Raw genomic sequence first — 18,748 nt, 5'->3', positions numbered from 1 at the left:
TAAACTTTTTGCCTTTTTACGGACAACGGTCTCCTTCTTTCTTGTGGAGAAGGCAGACCGCTCTGCCTTCTCTGGCATCTAAAATAAGCCTAGCGTCCCGGTCTGAGATATCATAGATCTTTACGATCTCGGAAAGTTCTGTCTCATCAGGAAAAAGATCCAGCAGGATTTCCTTGCATGTTTTCAGTAATTCTGGACGGTATATCTTTGTCCTACTGTTTTCGTTGATTGCTCCATAGTATACGTCTGCCTCTACCAGATCCTGAAACATATGGCTCCCATACGACAGTTCCGGTCTGTATCCTGCTTTGCTGTAGGCTACTTCGCAGATTGCGGCAAACTGACTGATATCCGCATAGACGACGGGTACCCCCAGTTCCGGTGATGAGGTTCCTATCCTTCCCGGCACCAACAGCATTAGTTTTTTGTCTTCTTCCTCGTAATACTGGTTGATCCTGCCTATCAGCCGTCCTATATCCGGCTTCTTCACATACGGACATTCATAATATTTCTGTGGATCCACCCAAACAATCCGATCCAATCGCTCTTTCTTTGAGCGGCGCATGGAAGTGCGCCTCACATCAAATAAAAATTCTTCTTCCCATTCTTCCGGTATCTCTATCTGTTCAGACGCAGATGTCTGCAGCGGTCTGCACTGCAAAAGATTTACCCTCCACACTTCTTTTTGTGGACTGGACAAAGCAAATTCGACATCTACCGGACGCTCATATTCTTTTTCCAGCATTTTCAGCGTTTTTCGCATCATACGTATAAACTCAGTGTTATCTACGATTCCCTGACAATCTGAAAAATAAATTTTTCGATAACGTCCTCTCTGCGCCAGAAGATATTCCGCCTCTGTATCATGGCTTAGGATCATCTTCTTCTGCCATGAAGGAAGCAGTTCTATGATCTTATCTAAAGAAACCGTATTCTGCTTTCCCTGCTCCAGATCTAATACATCTACTTGCCTTTGGGAGAATTTATGACGTTCTGCGATCGTGGTACGCATGTTTGCCTGTGCTCTGTCGAGTCCTATCAGTCTTGGATAATCTCCCGGTGTACGCTCTACCGCTCTTGTGCCAAGCCCTGCTACGAGGCGCAGCATTCCGGCATCCGGATTTAAATGTTCCATCCATTTGTAGGGATTATAAGAGCACCCCATCCCTGCCGCTACAGGCATATACAGTTTTTCATACCTCTGCCCTTCTACCTTCTGTACTAAAAGGGCCATCTGTTCATCTGCCCCCAAAAGCTTTCTCTTTCTTCTGTATTCCAGCGCCGACGGATTCATCGTACTGGCATATACCTTCCGCACCGCCTCTTCCAGTTCATACAGCCGTTCTTCCTCCGTTCCCTGACTCATACAAAAAACCGATTCATATTTACCTGAAAACGCATTGCCATACCCATCTTCCAAAAAACTGCTGGAGCGTACAATGATCGGTGTTTTATCATAATATCTGATAATCTTGCGAAATCCTTCTTTGATTTTCTCTGAAAAGCCGCCGTTTCTAAGACGTTCTTTTAATATTTCACTGTCTTTGAAGCGTTCTTTTTCTCTTCTCTGCTTTTCCCGCAGTTCGATACAGTCATTATCTTTCACATAACCATAGAACACATCTGAACCGATAAAATACGAATCGTGGGGCTCTAGAAAGGGTATATACTCCGGCAGAATATTTTCGATCAGCTTCCTCGCCGTCAGAAGTCCACAGGCCTTTCCGCCGATCAATCCGTCTCCTATTCTGCGCTTTGCTATTTTTTGAAAATCTTTTTCCGTAAAATTCTTTAAGATCAGTCTCTCCATCCTCGCTTCTGTAGTCAGCATTTCATGGCATATTTCCCGCCTTTCTTCCTCTGTCAGTTTTTCATCTGTCCATAATTTTTCCCATGCAGTCATCTCTTTCTCCTCTTTTCTGCGCCATTTCATGACATACTCTTCATTCCTGTTCTCATTGCAGCTCGATCTCTGGTATCGCAAACTTGATAAATTCCGACATACTCCGTGTCAGGTATTTGTTTTTCCGGTAATACAAATACACTTCCCTCACCGTTTCCGGGTCATCTATTTTATAAAACACAACGCCTGCATCGGCCGGCAGACTCTTAACCACTGTATCACTGACAAAAGACGCACCCATACCGTATTCTGTCAGATGATACGTAGTAAGGAGCTGATTGAGTTTCAGAGAATATTTGGGCTGCATTCCCGCTCTGCGGCAGATTGCCTCAACCCGTTCCCGCGTATCATTGTGAGAACGAAGCACGACAAACGGAACATCTTTAAAATTCTGCAGGGGAACTCCCGGAAAGATGGGATCCAGATGCAGATCGTTTCGTATATCCTCTGCTGTCATCTGGTATTTTCTCACCTTTTTGTTGCTCTCAAACGCGGCAGGCACTGCTAAGATAAGATGTTCTTCCATAAAAATCTTCTTTTCATAGATTTTTTCATCCAATATGTAGTTATCGATCAGTATATCCAATTCTCCCGCGAATATTTTTTCTTCCAGAAGCGGCGTATCTCCCTCAAACAAACTGATTTTCACGTGAGGATAGGTATCTCCAAACTTCTTGATGATCGGGGGGATGATAAATGCAGAAAACAAATATGTCCCTCCCACCGACAAGTGCCCTGTCTTCAATTCAGAAAGATTCCCTACATAATAGGCAAATTCATCTTCCAGATCCATAATCTTTTCTGCTGTCTTGATATATTTCTTCCCACATTCTGTCAGCTGGACAGGAGTCATACTGCGATCGAACAGCGGCATCCCTATCTTCGTCTCAATTTTTTTGATCATAGCGCTCAATGCCGGCTGAGATATGTATAATTTTTCAGCTGCTTTTGAAAAACTTCTTTCTTTATACACCTCATATACGTAATTCATTCCGCCAAACATAAGGACTTCCTCCTCATTATAAGTATTTGGTTATATTTAACATATAAATATAAATATTTGCTTCTATTTTAGAGCTTTTTTATAATAAAAGCAAGAAAAAACGAAATAGATATTTTCGGAATATTTCAAAGGAGGATCTTATGAAAAAATTTACAGAGGCTTCTACTACAGAATTAAAAACTATGCTTCGTGAACTCAAGAAACAATATGATGCCTTCTGTGCCCAAAACCTGGAGTTAAACATGGCACGCGGAAAACCGGCGCCTTCACAGCTCGATCTGAGCGCTCCTCTGTTAGGAGCCATGGACACCTATACATTAGAGGACGGAACAGACGCGCGCAATTATGGTATTCTGGACGGCATTCCAGAATGCCGCCGGCTTTTAGGCGAGACACTGGGAATCGCTCCCGAACAGATCATTATAGGAGGAAATTCCAGCCTAAATGTCATGTTTGACACACTTTCTTTCCTCTGCATGTTTGGGACACAAGGAGAAAAGCCCTGGCTCTTCCACAAATTTGCCGGGCATCCGGTTAAATTTCTCTGTCCGGTACCCGGGTATGACAGACATTTTAAAATCTGTGAAGAACTGGGAATTGAGATGCTCCCTGTTCCGCTGCTTGAAGACGGACCTGATATGGATGTAGTCAAAGAACTTGTCGGCAGTGATCCTTACATTAAAGGAATCTGGTGCGTACCTCTACATTCCAATCCCCAGGGTATCTGCTACAGTGACCGTGTCGTAGAAGAACTGGCTTCTATGAAAACTGCCGCAGAAGATTTTCGTATCTTCTGGGATAACGCTTATGGGATCCATCATATTTATGAAGAAGTACCATTAAAAAATATCCTGGATGAATGTAGCCGCGTCGGCAATCCAAACCGTGCGTATTACTTCTTCTCTACTTCTAAGATCAGTTTCCCAGGAGCCGGCATCGCTTTGACCGCTTCCAGTCCGGATAATATAAAAGAACTCAAGAAGCATATGTCTGCACAAACAATCGGTCACGATAAATTAAACCAGCTGCGGCATGTACAATTTTTTAAAACTCCGGAAAACTTGAAGGCTCATATGAAACTTCTCGCCAAACAGCTTCGGCCTAAATTCGACGCTGTACTAGATAAACTGGAAACAAACCTAGCAGAAAGCGGACTTGCCACATGGAGTCATCCAAAAGGAGGCTATTTTGTCTCACTGGATACGATCCCGGGCTGCGCGAAACGTACCGTTGAGCTTGCCAAGACGGCCGGCGTGATCATGACGGGAGCCGGAGCCACCTATCCTTACGGAAAGGATCCCAAAGACAGCAATATCCGTATTGCTCCTACCTATCCCACTCTTGGCGAATTGGAACAGGCAATGGATATTTTCACTGTATGTGTACAAATTGCAGGAATCGAAAAATTATTAAATGATAAAGGAGAATAAATCATGGCAAATACATATAATCCTTATGATAACGTATTGAAAACAGTAAAAGACGCAGCAGATATCCTCGGCTATTCAGACAGTGATATAGAAGCCATCAAATATCCGGAGCGTGAACTCAAAGTTGCTATTCCCGTATGTATGGACGACGGAACTACACGTGTATTTGAAGGCTACCGCATCCAACATTCCACTTCCAGAGGTCCCGCAAAAGGCGGAATTCGTTTTCATCCGGCAGTCAATGAAAACGAGGTAAAAGCACTTGCCGCATGGATGACTTTCAAATGCGCAGTCGTGAACATTCCTTACGGCGGCGGCAAGGGCGGCGTTGTCTGTGATCCGACAAAATTATCCGAACGCGAGCTTCGCGCGATCACACGCCGTTTTACAGCTGCCATCGCTCCATTGATCGGACCAGAACAGGATATCCCAGCTCCGGACGTAGGAAGCAATGCCACTGTTATGGGATGGATGATGGATACGTACAGTATGCTCAAAGGACATTGTGTACACGGCGTCGTAACGGGCAAACCGATCGAACTGGGCGGCGCTCTCGGAAGAAATGAAGCGACCGGACGCGGTGTTATGTTCACAACCAAAAATATCCTGCATAAATTAAATGTCCCTGTTGAAGGCACATCTGTGGCTGTACAGGGTATGGGAAATGTCGGCAGCATCACAGCGAAACTGCTTGACAAAGAAGGAATGAAAGTCGTTGCTGTCAGTGATGTATCCGGCGGCATCTATAATAAAGACGGATTAAACATTCCGGCGATCATCGACTATCTGTCCAAAGACAGGAAAAATCTGCTTTCCGGATATGAAGAACCAGGCATGACAAGAATCAGCAATGAGGAACTTTTGGAACTGGATGTCAAAGTATTAGTTCCTGCAGCTTTAGAAAACCAGATCAACGCTTCGAATGCCGATCGTATCAGAGCGGAGATCATCGTTGAAGCAGCAAATGGACCGATCGCCTCTGATGCAGATGACACCCTGAACAAAAAAGGTATCACTGTAGTTCCTGATATCCTTGCCAACGCAGGCGGTGTCGTTGTTTCCTATTTTGAATGGGTACAAAACATCCAGTCTGTAAGCTGGACGGAAGCTGAAGTAAATGAAAAGCTCAAAAATATTATGGATCCGGCATTTGAAGCTGTCTGGGACATTGCACAGAACAAAAATACTACTTTACGTACCGGTGCTTATCTTATCGCAGTTAAGCGGGTCGTTGAAGCAAAAAAAGCAAGAGCTATCTGGCCATAAATCCCCTAATGAACGTGAGACTGCTTCGGCAGTCTCACGTTCATATTTTGTTCATTTATCTTTTAAAAAACATTCACTTTCTCATCATTGTTTTTTCATCTATATCGCCTATACTATAGATATCAATTAAAAAACAATTACAATTGACGTTATCAAGTATGAATCATACTATTTTGAATAAACTTTTTCATAATACATGCCAGGGGCTGATGACCAGCCGCCTGGCATCCTCCCTTTTATGGGGTTTCTTATCTCCTTTATTCCTTAGGATCTTTTCTGTGCCAACCTCTATGCATTCTCCCAACAATTATCAGCACGCTTCCCAGCAAAAGAATCCCCAAGCCCCACAGAACATGAAGGCTGTCATTCACATCTTTTTCCTTTCTTCGCCCACTGTCCTTCTCCTCTCTGAACAGATTTCTCACCGGCTCTGCCATACGTTCTGCCGCCGTCATCTGTTGTTGCACGGTAAAGGTCATCTCGCTCTTACTTCTGTTACCTGCCAAGTCTTCTGCCTCTGCCGTGATCTGATACTGTCCGGCAGCAGAAAACTCATATTGTATGATCTGACTGCCAGGACCGATCTTCTGCTGTTCATCATTGATCTCGATCTTTCGCAGCCATTCCCCTTCTTTGTCTACCCAGACAGAAAGAACCGCTTTTTCTTTATATATCTTCCCATTTTCCACACCTTTCCATCGAATATTCGGCGCTGTATGATCGATTATAAATACAGCATATGCATTTGATACATTGCCCGCCTTGTCTTCTGCTGTCACCTGCAAGATCTTCGCCCCCTCCTCTGTTATCCTCTCTCCCGCAAGATAGGGCATGCCATCCATATATATATGATAGGTATAGTCTGTAAAATCCTGTATCAATTCCTCTTTTCCATAATTCCATTCAAAATACGGAATATATATCCCATTGAGCTGACTGACATATCGTATGACCGGGCTCGTTTTGTCCAAAATGAAATGATATTCCTCTGTATGCATATGCCCTGCCTGATCTTCCGCTGTCACCACACATCGATACTCCCCTTCTTCTGTCAATGTATATCCGATCTCCCTTGCCTGTTCCGTCTCTTTATAAACCACCGGTGTTCCTCCGGCCTCTGTATATACTTCTCCTTCCGGACTTGTCCTGCTGATCTCTATATGAAAATCTTCTACTATATTTTCATCTTCTATATAGATTCTGACCGTCTGTGCCTGTGCCGTGATCATATCTTCATAGAGCCCTTCTGCCCTGATCAAAGGCGTTTGTCCGTCTATGTATATCTCTCTGCTTTGCACCGCTGTGTTTCCTGCATAATCCGCTGCTTCTATCACAATCTGAACCGGCTCCTTTGAAAACGACCTTTCTTCTGCTCGCAGAAGTATATGCTCCTGCTTAATATTGTCTTCCCGATTATACGACTTTTCCCATACGCCGTTTCCATTGACAAAACAGCAGACTTCTTTGAGCCCTGCACATTTTTCCATTTCGCTGACCATTTCCCATATATCCACAATAATATCCACTCCATCTGTATACCATCCACTTTCTGTCTCCGGCATGCTTATGGAAATCTCCGGTTCCTCGGCCTCGCACAAAATTTCTTCTGTACTACAGTCTATACTCTTGTTTCCTGCTTTATCTACCGCATATACATGCAGCTTTCCATAGAACGGCGGTGAGACGACTATGCTTCCCTTCTTTTCCTCTATACATCCAAACTCTGTCTCCTCCTGCATAAAAACAATCTTCTCGATTCCGGATACTTGATCTGCGCTGCTCGCTGCAATCTCCAACTCTGTATTTGTACAGAACATATACTCACTTACAGTCGGATAGGAGATTTCCGGTACCACAGGAGCTATTCTGTCTACTCTCACGCTCCGTTCTTCTTTGTAGATTTCTTCTTCGGCATCTGTCATCCACACCCGAATCGTATGTTCCCCTTCCTCCCAGAAGTCTTCCGGCACGGTGTATTCTATCACCTCTTCCCACTTTAATTCTCCGTCTATCTGTTTGCCCGACTCAGACTTGATCTCATATCGCGTGACCGTATTCTCATCCGTATGGATGATCTGCACCTTTGGCGCCGACCGGTACCATCCATTTGTCCCGTCCGGTGAAGAGCAAAGGATCTGTGGTTTTTCACAGTTTTCTTCTGTGTCCTCCATTTCTTCCTTCTCTTTTCCGTGCGTTTCTTCCTTAACAGGAGAAAGACCCATGCACAGCCAAACTGCTACTGCTGCGCAGATAACATAGATAACATATATACAAATGCGCTGTACTTTTTTATTCCTCATTGTGCTCTTTTCCTCCTTCTTTTTCATACTCCCTGATCAACGCCTCGATCTCTTCGGAATCTTCCAATTTCTTAAGCAATTCTTCACCTGTCAGTATCGCCTGCGCATACTGTCCCGCCCCTGCTTCCAACTTCATCTTCTTTATGCCTGCCATCTCCACACGCTCCGGCTGTTCTTCTATTTCACACAGCCTTGCATAAGCCCCTGCCGCTTCCAATAACATTTCTTCTCGCTCATACGCAGCGGCTAAACACCGCAATATCTCTGCTTCCAATTCCTTTCCTTTTACGATCACCTCTTGGTTTTCCGCAGAGGTATTTAACAAAAGTCCTTCCTTCAATGACGCCACAATCCGTTCACCCTCATCAGATGACAGGCTTTCTTCCCCTTCTTTTATTTTGTCTTCCTGCCCTTCCTCGCGCATACTGTCCGTCTGTGTTTCATCCTTCTTCTTTTCCGCTCTCTGCTGAGCCGTACCGCTTTCTTGCATATGTTCCGACACATCTTCCTGTATGTCTTTCTGCACAGCTTCCTCTTTTTTAGTTCCTTCGTCTTTTCCGGATATAAACAAAACACTTCCTATGCATAATGCCGCAAAACTCCCTATAAAAACAATGTATCTGTACCTTACGCCCTTTTTATTCCTTTTTTCCTTTACTTGAGGCAAAGCCTTTTGCAGCTGTGCAAAACTCTCATAATTTCTCACCGATTCTCCCAAACATCTTTGTATCACCCGCCTGAGCAAATGTTCTTCTCGTCTTCCCAACGCAGGATACACCTCTGCATAGGACAGAATAAACTGCATGATCTTCCCCATGCAGAACAGATCGATCTGAACTGCCGTATCTGTCTTCCGTTCAAATATCGGCCTTACAAAATGACTGCTCACTGTCCTTTTCTGCATATTTTTAAGCGCCTCTTCATTCTCTGGTGACTCCAGATCCAGAAGAAATACATTTCCATCCATCACTAATACACTGTATGGATTCAGATATCGGTAGCAGCGCCCTTTTTTACAGCACTGATACTGCTCCAACAAATGTCCCAGCTGTCTGAACCATCTGAAAAGACAATCTTTCTCCACTCTTGGATATTCTTTCAGATAGTCGATCAGCAAAAAACCCTGTACACAATCCAGACTCTGCCTGCACTGTGTGCCATACTCAATAAACCGAAATACCTCATATGTCTGCTCTTTGCTCAATACATTTTCCCGCCGCAACGTTTACAAACAATCTTTTTTTCATTTTCCTCTTTGAAATTTTATCAGACCCGATATTGAAAATACTTTACATGAAATAGAAATAATAGAAAGTACTTGTATCATACTTTAAGAAAAGTAAAAATGCAAGTACTTTTTTATGAATACTATAGTTTTAATTTTAACTCTATAATCCTTTTGACCGATTCATCCAGGCGCTCCTCTGAAATTTCTCCGCTGGCCACCGCACTTAAGATTCCCTCGTATGCGCCATAAAAATCTGCCGGCATTAAAATCATATCTACGCCTGCTTTTACCGCCTCTGCCGCTGCTGTATCCGAGGAATAATTTGCGGAGATTGCTCCCATATTCATGGCATCTGTGACAATGATCCCTTCATATCCCAGCTCCTTGCGCAGAATGTCTGTCACCATATTTCCAGAAAGCGTTGCCGGTGTGCCCTCTCCTGTTATTTCCGGCACCGTTATGTGCCCTATCATAACGAATTCACTTCCCGCTTCTATACCTGCCTGAAAAGGAAGGAATTCGCACTCTCTAAGTTCTTCCGGACTCCTCGCCGCATAAGCAAAACCCTCATGCGAATCTTCGGCAGTCCCGCCATGTCCCGGAAAATGTTTCAAAGCTGTGCAAATACCCGCGCTGTGAAAGCCCCGCACAGCCGCTGCTGTCATATCGGACACAAGCTGTACATCCGATCCAAAGGAACGATACCGGACAACTGTGTTCTCCGGATTCAGCCATATATCCGCATCCGGCGCAAAATCCAGGTTAAAGCCATATTCTGCCAGATAACCACCTATATAAGCCCCAGTCTCATATGCCTTCATCGGATCACCGGTACTTCCTACATCGCTCATGTTCCCCCTATTTTCCACAGGGAACGTCTCATTTCCCGCGATCCTTGCGACTGTCCCGCCTTCTTCGTCTACCGCGAGAAAAGGCTTTAATCCAACCGCATTGATACTCATTCCCTCTATCGTATGATTCAGCTCAGTGATCTGCTCGGGAGATACGATATTTCCCTGCATCATGATAAAACCGCCTACCGGATAAGATGCGAATGCATTTTGCAATACGTCTCCCGCCTGCGTTAAAACTTCTTCCTGGGTCAATGTCTCCGGCGTAATGATAAAAAGCTGCGCCGCTTTTTCTTCCACTGTCATCTCCAAAAGAATTCTTTCTGCTTCAGATACGCTTTTTTTCGGCTGTTGTATCTCCTCGTTCTCTTTTTTCTCCGGTCGTTTTTCCTGCGTATGCCCGCTGTCTTTTGTTGTCTTCGGGCGGGATCCTACAGAAGATGTTTCTGCGCTTTTCTCTATGATCTCTCGGATACTCATTCCAATCACCGCTATGCAGATCAGGCACAGCAATACTGCCGCAAAAATAAGAAACTTCCTCTTTTTATCCTGCTTCTTCTTTCCTTTATCAGTCTTCATACTCACAGATATATCCTATTTTCCCGGAAAAATCAGGTGCTACACCCAGAATATCGTTCGGCACGTCGTTAAAGACCCATTCCCCGCTGCCCTGATAGTAAAAAATATCCAGACAGTCTTCTTCCGTCGTTCCATCCTTAAAACTCGGCTCGTTATCCATCCACTCATTCGCGCACCAGTATGTGTCCGTATTGATCTGCTCCCCATACAGCTCATTTTTCTCATTCACCCAATAATATTCTTCGGAACCCGGATTCCGTCTTCCTCCGATCCGAAATTGGATATCCTGCATATTTAGCCTAAGTATCTCCGACAGGATCATATCATATTCTTCTTTACTGTTTATGCGGGCAAGATACCCTCCCGCATTTAAACAATACTGGTATGCCTCACTCCATGTACAATCCGAAATAAAGAGTTCATATCTGTGGACTCCGCCTTCTTCAGGATCATACACTTTCTTCTCTTCTGCCGGCTCCTTTTTATTCTTGTCCTCATCTGCTTCTTTTAAATCCTTTTTATCCTCATCCTCTGGATCTTCTTCCTCTTTCCCGGAATCTTTTGTTGTTTTCTTGTCTGCGTCCGGCGCTCCTTTATACTCTTCTATCCGGGCAGACAATTCTTCTTTCGAATCTTTCACATGGTATTCGTCTGTCACGATCCACACGCAGATACCAGCTAAAATCCCCAGTATAAGAACCAAAGAAACTATGACTGCCGGAAGTTTTGACTTCTTCTTTTTTGCCAGAGGCGCGCCGCACTTTTCACAAAAAACATCCCCTTCATTGACAGGGCTGTTACATTTCGGACATCGCATGTTTATTCCTCCCTATCCTATCGGTGTTCCACATCCCGTACAGAACTTCTGTCCCTCTTTTAATTCCTTTCCGCAATTCGGGCATACGGATTTCTGTACTTCCTCCTGCGCCTGCTCATATGGCTGCGCTTCTGTATATACTTCTGCCTGCGCCTCTTCCTCCGCTGCCGGCATTGCTTCTTCTTCCACTTTAGCGCCGCAGTTCACACAGAACACCTGTCCTTCTTCCAGAAGTGCACCACAAGAACTGCAAACTCTTCCAGATGGAGCTTGCTCAGGCGTTTCTGCAGTTTGCTCTGGAAGTTCTATTTTGGCTCCGCATACATTACAAAACTTCGAATCCTCCGGAATCTCCGCATTACAATTCGGGCAAAAAATCGTACCTTTGATCTTGCGCAGCTGTTCTTTTAATTCCTCTGCCTGTATATCTAACTCATGAATCTTTGCCGCCACTTCTGTACCAGCAGGTATGATATCCTGCTCCTGCTCCGCGCAAAATTCATAGTACGCCCTTCCAAGCTGCTCAAAAGCTTCCTTTTTCTGGCTTTCCAGCCCCCGCAGATTCGCTGATATCTTCACAGAATCTGTCGCTTCTTTTGTCTTTTGCAGTGCCCCCTGCCCAAGCATAGAGATTTTCTTATCCAAATCATTTAAAAATGCCATTTCATATATCCTCCTCTTTCCTGTAAATTCTCTGTTCTTCTTTTATCCTATCTTTCTTCCGCATCTTCCGCAGAAAATATTCCCCGATTCGAGTACAGCTCCACATCCGGGACATCTGCCGGTATCTGTCTGCGTATCCTCAACTTCCTCTATTTTCTTCTTTAACCTGGTGATCTTGTCAAAAAGAGAAAGGAGCTGCGGCAGCGGATCTTCAAAGCCGCCTTCATAATATTCTTTTCCCAATTCCAGATATGCTTCTTTTAATGCATTTTCCAGCTCTTCTCTTTTCCCTCTTTCTTCGCTGCTCATGTGCCTCGCCTCCTTACTTTAAGATTTATGATACCATTATTCTATATGCCGGTCAACCAGCCCTTGCGCACCTTTTTATATCTTTTCCATGCCTTTTATATCCGCCTGCCCGCGTCATGGGATCGTACCCTTTCTATATGACAAAAGCCTGCCAGATCCACTCCGGCAGGCTCATCCGTTTTTAGAAACTTGATGGACTTAAGTACCATTTTCCGTCTACCTTGATCACAGTCAAAGTTTCTTCCGAATCTTCCTCTTCCTCTCCGTCCACATAAACTGTGAGCGTTACGTCCAACTCTCTCGCAGCTTTAATATCCTCCCGGATATTATAGTAATCTTTCAATTCATCTTTTATGTCTTTGATGTCGTCTTTGTCCAGCTTTTCATTGTCTTCGATCTTATATTTGAATTCCAGATCTTCGTCTTCATATTCCTCGTCTGAGAACATATACTCAAATTCTTCTTCCATCATGTCTTCCAGATCTTTTCTGTCCACGCCCATCTCGTCTTCCAAAGCCTCGATGGTTTCATCGGAAAAAGCAGACAAGATCATCTCTCCGTCCTGTTCTTCCACACCTTTGATCAGATTTTTAATTGGTTTTTCGTATCCCTTTCCAAACACGGTCTTTCCCAACACCACGGCCAGGATGATCACCACGACCGCGATCACCGCGATCAGTCCGATGGCAAGATACGGCGGCTTCTTTCCTGCCTTTGCCTGCCCGGTTTCTCCGTTATTCCCTGCATTTGCATTTCCTGCAGATGCACCGCATTTTGGACAGAATTTTGTCCCCTCCGCTATCTGCGCGCCACAATTTTTACAAAACATACTCTTTTCCTCCTGTTTTCCTTTTTTGTATTTTAATATTCAAAGCTTCCCCAGTTTAGATACCATTTGCCGTCCACTTTGATCACTTCCATTGTAACATCCACTTCGTCTTCTTTGTCGCCGTCCTCGTAAATGGTAAACGCGACTTCCAGTTCCCGCGCCGCACTGACATCTTCCCGGATGTCCATGTACTCCTTTAATTCCTTTTCGATATCTTTGATGTCATCTTTATCCAGTTTCTCATTGTCTTCGATCTTATATTTTATTTTAATATCTTTTCCTTCCAGTTCTTCGCTCGTCAGCGCATAGATAGCATTCTTTTCCCAATATTTTTCCAGTTTTCTGCCTTCTAAACCAAAGTTGTCCTCCATCTTTTTGACCGTCTTTTTACTGTAAACGGATAAGATCTTTTCGCCATCTTCCTGCTCGATTCCTTTTACAAATGCTTTCAGCGGCTTTACATATCCTCTGCCAAACAAAAATTTCCCTGCCAGCAGCAGCACGATCACGCCTAACACGATCGCGCCGATCGCCAGATACGGCGGTTTCTTAGCAGCCTGCGCACGTGTATTGGAATCATCCTGCTGTCCGCTATTGCCTCCGCCTGCTGCCGGTGCTCCGCATTTTGAGCAGAATTTTACGCCCTCGTTTAACTGTGCTCCACAATTTTTACAAAACATATAAGTCCCTCCTACACTAAAGTAAATATATTTTCTTTATTTTTTATATATATTTTGGTTCCCCCGGGAACGTAGTACTTGCGTCCCTTTCCAAGCGGCTGTCCGCTTTCCAGAAATACCGTCTTCACCGCGAACGGCGCCACACAGTATTGTCCCTCTTCCGCTTCATAGCGGACAGATACGAGCGCCTGCGGACTCTCAAAAGTACTTAAGACCGCGCTTTCTTCTGCCCAGAGGAAGAAGATCTCCGGCACGCCTTTTAACGCATAGCGCTTTCCGCTGTGCAGACCGGCCTCCCCGCATATTTCCCCGGAAAATCTTTCTGTATCTTTTCCGCTTTCTTCCTGCTCCTGTATAAAAGCCGCACGTTCCTTTTCCTGCTCTTCCTCAAACAGCTCTTCTTTTAACATCTGCTCTGTCTGTCCGGGAAACTCCATTTTTTCTGTCTCATATTCCGGGAATGTATCCTCCATATAAGGCATCGCGATCGTTTCCTCTTCCGCTCCGAAGACTTCTTCCATCTCCGGCTCTGCATCCTCTTTTCCCCTGCTCCACAGTAAAATCCCGATCAGTGATAAAAGGAAAAGAAACACATAACATACGGCAAAGATCAAAAATGTCAGGATCTGCAGTTCAACCGCATTTTCCTTTCCCACGAGCAGCGCTGTCTTTTCCATCTCTTTTAAGGAACCACAAAGCAAAAACAAAATTCCTCCAAGCGCCGCGCCGTCTAAGATACTTGAGATCATCCCGACCACATAGGGAATGCGTCCCGGCAGTATCGCAATGAGAAAAGCGCCCAGCAGAATCGCCAATACAACGCCTGCTATCCCCCATATAGAACTTTCTGTATACGTCCGCACAGCCGAAAACAACAGTTCTTCTGCTTCTGTCCCCGTATAAAAGCCAAGTCCCGTTTTAAAGATCTCCAGAAAAGACAATCTAAGAGTCCCGATTTTCACAAATGGTACAAAGCCCAAACCCACGGTCCCTGCCGCTAAAACAGCTATGATATACTTTAATTTTTCTTTCATGCCTGCATCCACCTCCCTGTCCCTTACATATTATACTGGATTCTATCTGGTTTTTCCATCTTTTTCAGCACTTTCTTTTATTGTGTTTTTTTCTTTTTCTTCCAATGACGCAGCGCCAAAATACCGAGCAGAGCAAAAATAACTCCTGCCGCTCCAATGATCACATAGCGTATCCAGCTGTGATCTATCAGTTCTCCATTTTCATTTTCTCCTGCCCTGTATTGCAGGTCATATCTGCCGTCTCCGTCTTCATCCACTTTGAGTACAGTCTTAGAAGCATTTTCTGCCACTGTATCGATCTTTGTATCCTCGTTGATCTCTATATCTTCAAATTCCCGGAAATCGGCATATTCGCCATCCTCGTCCATGAAACCGATCGTATAATCCATGCTGCCGTCTCCGGTGCCTTCTATCTGTACGTCATATTTTGTGCCTTCTTTCAAACGGAGGATCTTCACCCTGTCATCTTCCTTAGCAGCCTCTTCTGCACCAGTGTCCCCGATCTGTGTTTGACCGAAGAAGCCACTTCTCTCTTCACCGGCGCTTTCTTCTTGAACGCTTTCTCCGGCATCTCCTTCTTCAAACGTCAATGTACCAAAAGCGGTCCTGGTATTGAAGTCTTCTTCCTTGGAACTCAGTGTCTCTCCGCCGGATCTCACAGTCACATCCACTGGGCAGGCAATCTTAATATATATATACTGCTGGCCATTGATCGCATCCGCGATATCCTCAAAGAAGAATACCAGATTCTCTGCGTCATCCACTTCATAGTGATGTCCCTCGCTTGCGATCTGAGACAACAGCGACTGCGCCGCCGCTTTATCTTCTGACTCCAGGCTGCTGAAAAATCCCAGTGTATAAATCTCAATATCCTCTCCTTTCAGAGAATCTGCATAGGATATGAGCTCTTCCCCTTGTTTTCCATCGTTTGGCATGCCGTCGCTCATCAATACGATGCTCTTCTTCTTTGCGCTGCTGTAGGAAAGCATCTCTTGTGCCGTGCTTAAGCCTGCCTCTATATCCGTGCCGCCGTTTGCCCGGATACTATATGCCGCCGCTTCCAGAAAGCTCTGGTCTTTTGAAAAATCCGAGCGCATAGCTGCATCATTATTGTATGTTACGATACCAATACTCGCATCTTCCTTAAGAACCGTATCTACAAATTTCAGCGCCGCCTCCCTTGTTTCTTCGATCGGCACTTCAGAGGAACTGCCTTCTGCTACAGACTCCGCCATACTTCCGGAGTTATCCAGTACAAGTACAATATCCCTTTCCTCTGACATATCCCCATTGCCCGGCGTCAATTCCCCGTAGTCCATCTCTTCCGCCTCAAAGGCATAGTCCAGTACACATTCTGCTGGCTGTTCACTTCCTTCATACGCTATCGTACCTGTGATCTCGATGGTCTGTCCTAAGAGCTGGCCGCTGGACGGATCGATCCTGGCTGTCACCGCCGCCTTCTCATACGCAAACCCGTCGTCTTGAAGCAGCTGTGTCAGCGTAGTCCCTGCGGCTGCCTCCAGGGATTCCCGGCTCAGCCAAAAAGTGATCTCGTCTCCGTCTATTGCGCCATCCAAAAGAGAAGATTCCTGCAGATTGAAGAAATCAAAAATCTCCGGCTGTATCTCCTGCTCCATCTTCTGCTCTGTCGGCTCCGAGTACACATAGGACGCTACCCCCTTGGCATACGTCATCTCCCAAGAGGTATATTCCTTTCCGCTGCTGTATCCTTCTCCTTTCAGCCGGACACTGCTTATATCCTCTCTGTCATAATCGGAGATCTCGGTCTCCATCTGTGCGTTGATCAGGACCGTATCCCGATCACTGCCGTCAGGAACCTGTATTTCCATATCCAGATATACATTTTCCGTCCATTTGCCTTGCACTGTCGTGACCTTGGCTGCTTTTATATACTTTTCATAGATCCCTTTATCTGTATTTTCTGCTTCTATTCCCAGCGCCTTTTCCACAGCCTCCCCCACATTCAGAAGTGGAAGCGCATCTTCTTTGGAAGCTTCTGTTGCTTTATTCGGAGCGACCTGGGTCTGGGCGGTGTCCAGAAGTATACCCTTGATCTGCGCGCCGCTTAAGCCGGGCTGCGCGCCCCAGACTGCCGCAGCAGCGCCTGCAGTGATAGGCGCCGCCATAGAAGTCCCGGACATTTCTCCATATTTGCCTTTGACCGTACTGTAAATATCATCCCCCGGCGCCGCCAGCGTAGTCCTGTCTCCATAATTGGAAAAATCACAGAGTGTATATTCCCCGTCCTTATTTGGCCGCTCTGCCGCCGCCACGATGATGATCCGGTCCAGTATCGCCTGCGGCTCTACCTTTCCCCCGAAAGTTTCACAGTTTTCTTCTGTTACATTACAGAAAAGACCGTTATTTTGAGAATCATATCCTATGTCTTCTGCATTTCCGTTTCCTGCGGACTGTACGATCACAAAATCATATCCCCTTATAAGTAAAGCGGACATATACGCGGATGCTCTTGCGCCATGAGCCCATCGCTGTTCATCGCTGAGTATATCGCTCCCCGTCTCTTCCTTCAATCCTCCCGGGCTCAGTCCCTGGGATAAATTCACGATCGTGCGGGCGCCGCCTTCTTCTACAGAAGCGACTATCCCAGACAGAAGAGAACTGGTTGTATCCCATCCACCTTCTTTTTGCTGCGCATCTGACGGCTGCAGGTCCCAGCCCAGCATCCTGGCATTGGGCGCCACCCCTGCGATTCCCTTCTCATTATCCATGGCAGCGCCAATCAGCCCACTGACATGCGTCCCGTGATCGCTTTCGGAAGGAACATTCAGTTCTTCGTTGAGCAGAGTGATCGATAGGTCCTCATGTCCGGCATCCACGCCACTGTCTACGACTCCTACACTGACAGGAGACAGTTCCTTTCTGTGGTCCCAGGCAGCCGGTGCGTCGATTGCCTCCGCCCACCAGTTATTTCCGGAAGGAGCATCCACATCCCATGTATTATCTGTCCACAGCGCATTATACCAATATTTTCCAAATGGATCGTTGGGCTCATAATTCGATGTCACAGGGGCTGCCAGATCTGTCGTCGCCTCCTGCACGCCTTCCATCTGGCGGACTTCTTCGCAAAGGGCTTCCAGCTCCGCATAAGAGGAGGCTTCCACCCGGATCATCATGAGATCGATCACTTCTTCTTCCCCTGCGGCTTCTCCGTTCAGCGCCTCTACTACCGCCTGTTTATCATCCTTAGAAGTATCCGGCTCAAAGAACACCATGACGATATTGTTCACATAGAAGATCCCCGTCTCCTCATCCTGCGAGATATCCTCCTGCGTGTAGTCATACGGCGCAGCGCTCCCTCCCTCTTCCGGGGAAGGATCCGGACTGCTCATTCTGTCCATGATAAAAACCGCGCCTGCGGCGAGCAGACATACTACAAATACAGTACCGGCGATCAACGCAGGGATCATACGTTTTCCCGCCTTCTTTCCTGCAATCGCCATAAACAAAAGGATCCAGAAAAACAGCCAGGTCAGCCACACACCCTGCAGCATTCTAAATTCTGATACGCAAAACAAATATGCCGCTCCATAGTTAAGAGCCGCCGTAACCAGCAGAAAAGACATGCCAAGGATCCCCAGCACTGCCGCCAGACAGGTAAGCAGTACATGCAGGATCCTGTTTTTTATAAAACTTCCGCCAAATAAAATCCCCACCGGAACAACCGCAAACACAACAAAGGTAAACCCCCAGCGGTTCAGCTCGCCGCCCAGGGGAACAAACGCCAGTCCAAGCAGCGCAAGGACCGATACGATCCGCAAACTCATCTTTCTCATTCCCTTTTCCTCTTCTTCCTCTCTTTTATATCCCGTTTACC

At 45.7% G+C, this 18,748-nt stretch carries 14 protein-coding genes; 2 read left to right on the top strand and 12 right to left on the bottom strand.

The window, feature by feature from the left end; translation table 11 throughout:
* Window positions 1-16 precede the first annotated feature (16 nt).
* Window positions 17-1,903 (bottom strand): PEP/pyruvate-binding domain-containing protein, encoded by a 1,887-nt coding sequence (locus BN3282_RS07630; protein WP_059070328.1) that lies wholly within the window; start codon window positions 1,901-1,903, stop codon window positions 17-19.
* 52 nt (window positions 1,904-1,955) lie between these two features.
* On the bottom strand, window positions 1,956-2,906 hold the full coding sequence (locus tag BN3282_RS07625) for a LysR family transcriptional regulator (protein ID WP_059068023.1): 951 nt from the start codon (window positions 2,904-2,906) through the stop codon (window positions 1,956-1,958).
* A 140-nt stretch (window positions 2,907-3,046) separates the two neighbouring features.
* Here BN3282_RS07625 and BN3282_RS07620 point away from each other — a divergent pair, with 140 nt between their 5' ends.
* Window positions 3,047-4,336 (top strand): aspartate aminotransferase type Ic, encoded by a 1,290-nt coding sequence (locus BN3282_RS07620; protein ID WP_059068022.1) that lies wholly within the window; start codon window positions 3,047-3,049, stop codon window positions 4,334-4,336.
* Between the two features lie 3 nt (window positions 4,337-4,339).
* Window positions 4,340-5,602, top strand: coding sequence for a Glu/Leu/Phe/Val family dehydrogenase (locus BN3282_RS07615; RefSeq protein WP_059068020.1), 1,263 nt, complete (start codon window positions 4,340-4,342; stop codon window positions 5,600-5,602).
* A 257-nt stretch (window positions 5,603-5,859) separates the two neighbouring features.
* Here BN3282_RS07615 and BN3282_RS07610 read toward each other — a convergent pair whose 3' ends face one another.
* The 10 genes from BN3282_RS07610 to BN3282_RS15420 form a co-directional block, all read right to left on the bottom strand.
* Entirely contained in the window at window positions 5,860-7,902 is a 2,043-nt protein-coding gene (locus BN3282_RS07610) for an Ig-like domain-containing protein (protein WP_059068017.1), read from the bottom strand.
* A complete protein-coding gene (locus BN3282_RS07605; RefSeq protein WP_059068015.1) occupies window positions 7,892-9,124 on the bottom strand; it encodes a hypothetical protein in 1,233 nt (410 codons plus the stop codon). Before BN3282_RS07605 ends, BN3282_RS07610 begins: the two co-directional genes overlap by 11 nt.
* A 146-nt stretch (window positions 9,125-9,270) precedes the next feature.
* The gene (locus BN3282_RS07600; RefSeq protein WP_059068014.1) at window positions 9,271-10,560 is read right to left on the bottom strand and encodes a glycoside hydrolase family 3 protein; all 1,290 of its coding nucleotides are present in this window, start codon (window positions 10,558-10,560) and stop codon (window positions 9,271-9,273) included.
* Window positions 10,550-11,377, bottom strand: a complete 828-nt coding sequence (locus tag BN3282_RS07595; protein ID WP_059068012.1) for a zinc-ribbon domain-containing protein — start codon at window positions 11,375-11,377, stop codon at window positions 10,550-10,552. The genes BN3282_RS07600 and BN3282_RS07595 overlap by 11 nt, the downstream gene beginning before the upstream one ends.
* A gap of 12 nt (window positions 11,378-11,389) precedes the next feature.
* On the bottom strand, window positions 11,390-12,040 hold the full coding sequence (locus BN3282_RS07590; RefSeq protein WP_059068010.1) for a zinc ribbon domain-containing protein: 651 nt from the start codon (window positions 12,038-12,040) through the stop codon (window positions 11,390-11,392).
* A gap of 42 nt (window positions 12,041-12,082) precedes the next feature.
* Window positions 12,083-12,349, bottom strand: coding sequence for a zinc ribbon domain-containing protein (locus tag BN3282_RS07585; RefSeq protein ID WP_059068008.1), 267 nt, complete (start codon window positions 12,347-12,349; stop codon window positions 12,083-12,085).
* Window positions 12,350-12,530: 181 nt separating this feature from the next.
* Entirely contained in the window at window positions 12,531-13,178 is a 648-nt protein-coding gene (locus BN3282_RS07580; RefSeq protein ID WP_059068007.1) for a zinc ribbon domain-containing protein, read from the bottom strand.
* A 32-nt stretch (window positions 13,179-13,210) separates the two neighbouring features.
* The gene (locus tag BN3282_RS07575) at window positions 13,211-13,858 is read right to left on the bottom strand and encodes a zinc-ribbon domain-containing protein (RefSeq protein WP_059068006.1); all 648 of its coding nucleotides are present in this window, start codon (window positions 13,856-13,858) and stop codon (window positions 13,211-13,213) included.
* Window positions 13,859-13,869: 11 nt separating this feature from the next.
* Complete coding sequence (locus tag BN3282_RS07570) at window positions 13,870-14,892, bottom strand: hypothetical protein (protein WP_059068004.1); 1,023 nt, start codon at window positions 14,890-14,892, stop codon at window positions 13,870-13,872.
* A gap of 77 nt (window positions 14,893-14,969) precedes the next feature.
* Entirely contained in the window at window positions 14,970-18,707 is a 3,738-nt protein-coding gene (locus tag BN3282_RS15420) for a S8 family serine peptidase (RefSeq protein WP_059068002.1), read from the bottom strand.
* Window positions 18,708-18,748 lie beyond the last annotated feature (41 nt).

The sequence above is a fragment of the Mediterraneibacter massiliensis genome, assembly GCF_001487105.1.
Classification (GTDB): domain Bacteria; phylum Bacillota; class Clostridia; order Lachnospirales; family Lachnospiraceae; genus Mediterraneibacter; species Mediterraneibacter massiliensis.
This window is presented reverse-complemented; position numbering and strand designations above follow the sequence as displayed.

Coding starts and splice junctions, on each gene's coding strand:
- BN3282_RS07630 (WP_059070328.1), bottom strand. CDS start 1,903: ATGACTGCATGGGAAAAATTATGGACAGATGAAAAACTGACAGAGGAA.
- BN3282_RS07625 (WP_059068023.1), bottom strand. CDS start 2,906: ATGTTTGGCGGAATGAATTACGTATATGAGGTGTATAAAGAAAGAAGT.
- BN3282_RS07620 (WP_059068022.1), top strand. CDS start 3,047: ATGAAAAAATTTACAGAGGCTTCTACTACAGAATTAAAAACTATGCTT.
- BN3282_RS07615 (WP_059068020.1), top strand. CDS start 4,340: ATGGCAAATACATATAATCCTTATGATAACGTATTGAAAACAGTAAAA.
- BN3282_RS07610 (WP_059068017.1), bottom strand. CDS start 7,902: ATGAGGAATAAAAAAGTACAGCGCATTTGTATATATGTTATCTATGTT.
- BN3282_RS07600 (WP_059068014.1), bottom strand. CDS start 10,560: ATGAAGACTGATAAAGGAAAGAAGAAGCAGGATAAAAAGAGGAAGTTT.
- BN3282_RS07595 (WP_059068012.1), bottom strand. CDS start 11,377: ATGCGATGTCCGAAATGTAACAGCCCTGTCAATGAAGGGGATGTTTTT.
- BN3282_RS07590 (WP_059068010.1), bottom strand. CDS start 12,040: ATGGCATTTTTAAATGATTTGGATAAGAAAATCTCTATGCTTGGGCAG.
- BN3282_RS07585 (WP_059068008.1), bottom strand. CDS start 12,349: ATGAGCAGCGAAGAAAGAGGGAAAAGAGAAGAGCTGGAAAATGCATTA.
- BN3282_RS07580 (WP_059068007.1), bottom strand. CDS start 13,178: ATGTTTTGTAAAAATTGTGGCGCGCAGATAGCGGAGGGGACAAAATTC.
- BN3282_RS07575 (WP_059068006.1), bottom strand. CDS start 13,858: ATGTTTTGTAAAAATTGTGGAGCACAGTTAAACGAGGGCGTAAAATTC.
- BN3282_RS07570 (WP_059068004.1), bottom strand. CDS start 14,892: ATGAAAGAAAAATTAAAGTATATCATAGCTGTTTTAGCGGCAGGGACC.
- BN3282_RS15420 (WP_059068002.1), bottom strand. CDS start 18,707: ATGAGAAAGATGAGTTTGCGGATCGTATCGGTCCTTGCGCTGCTTGGA.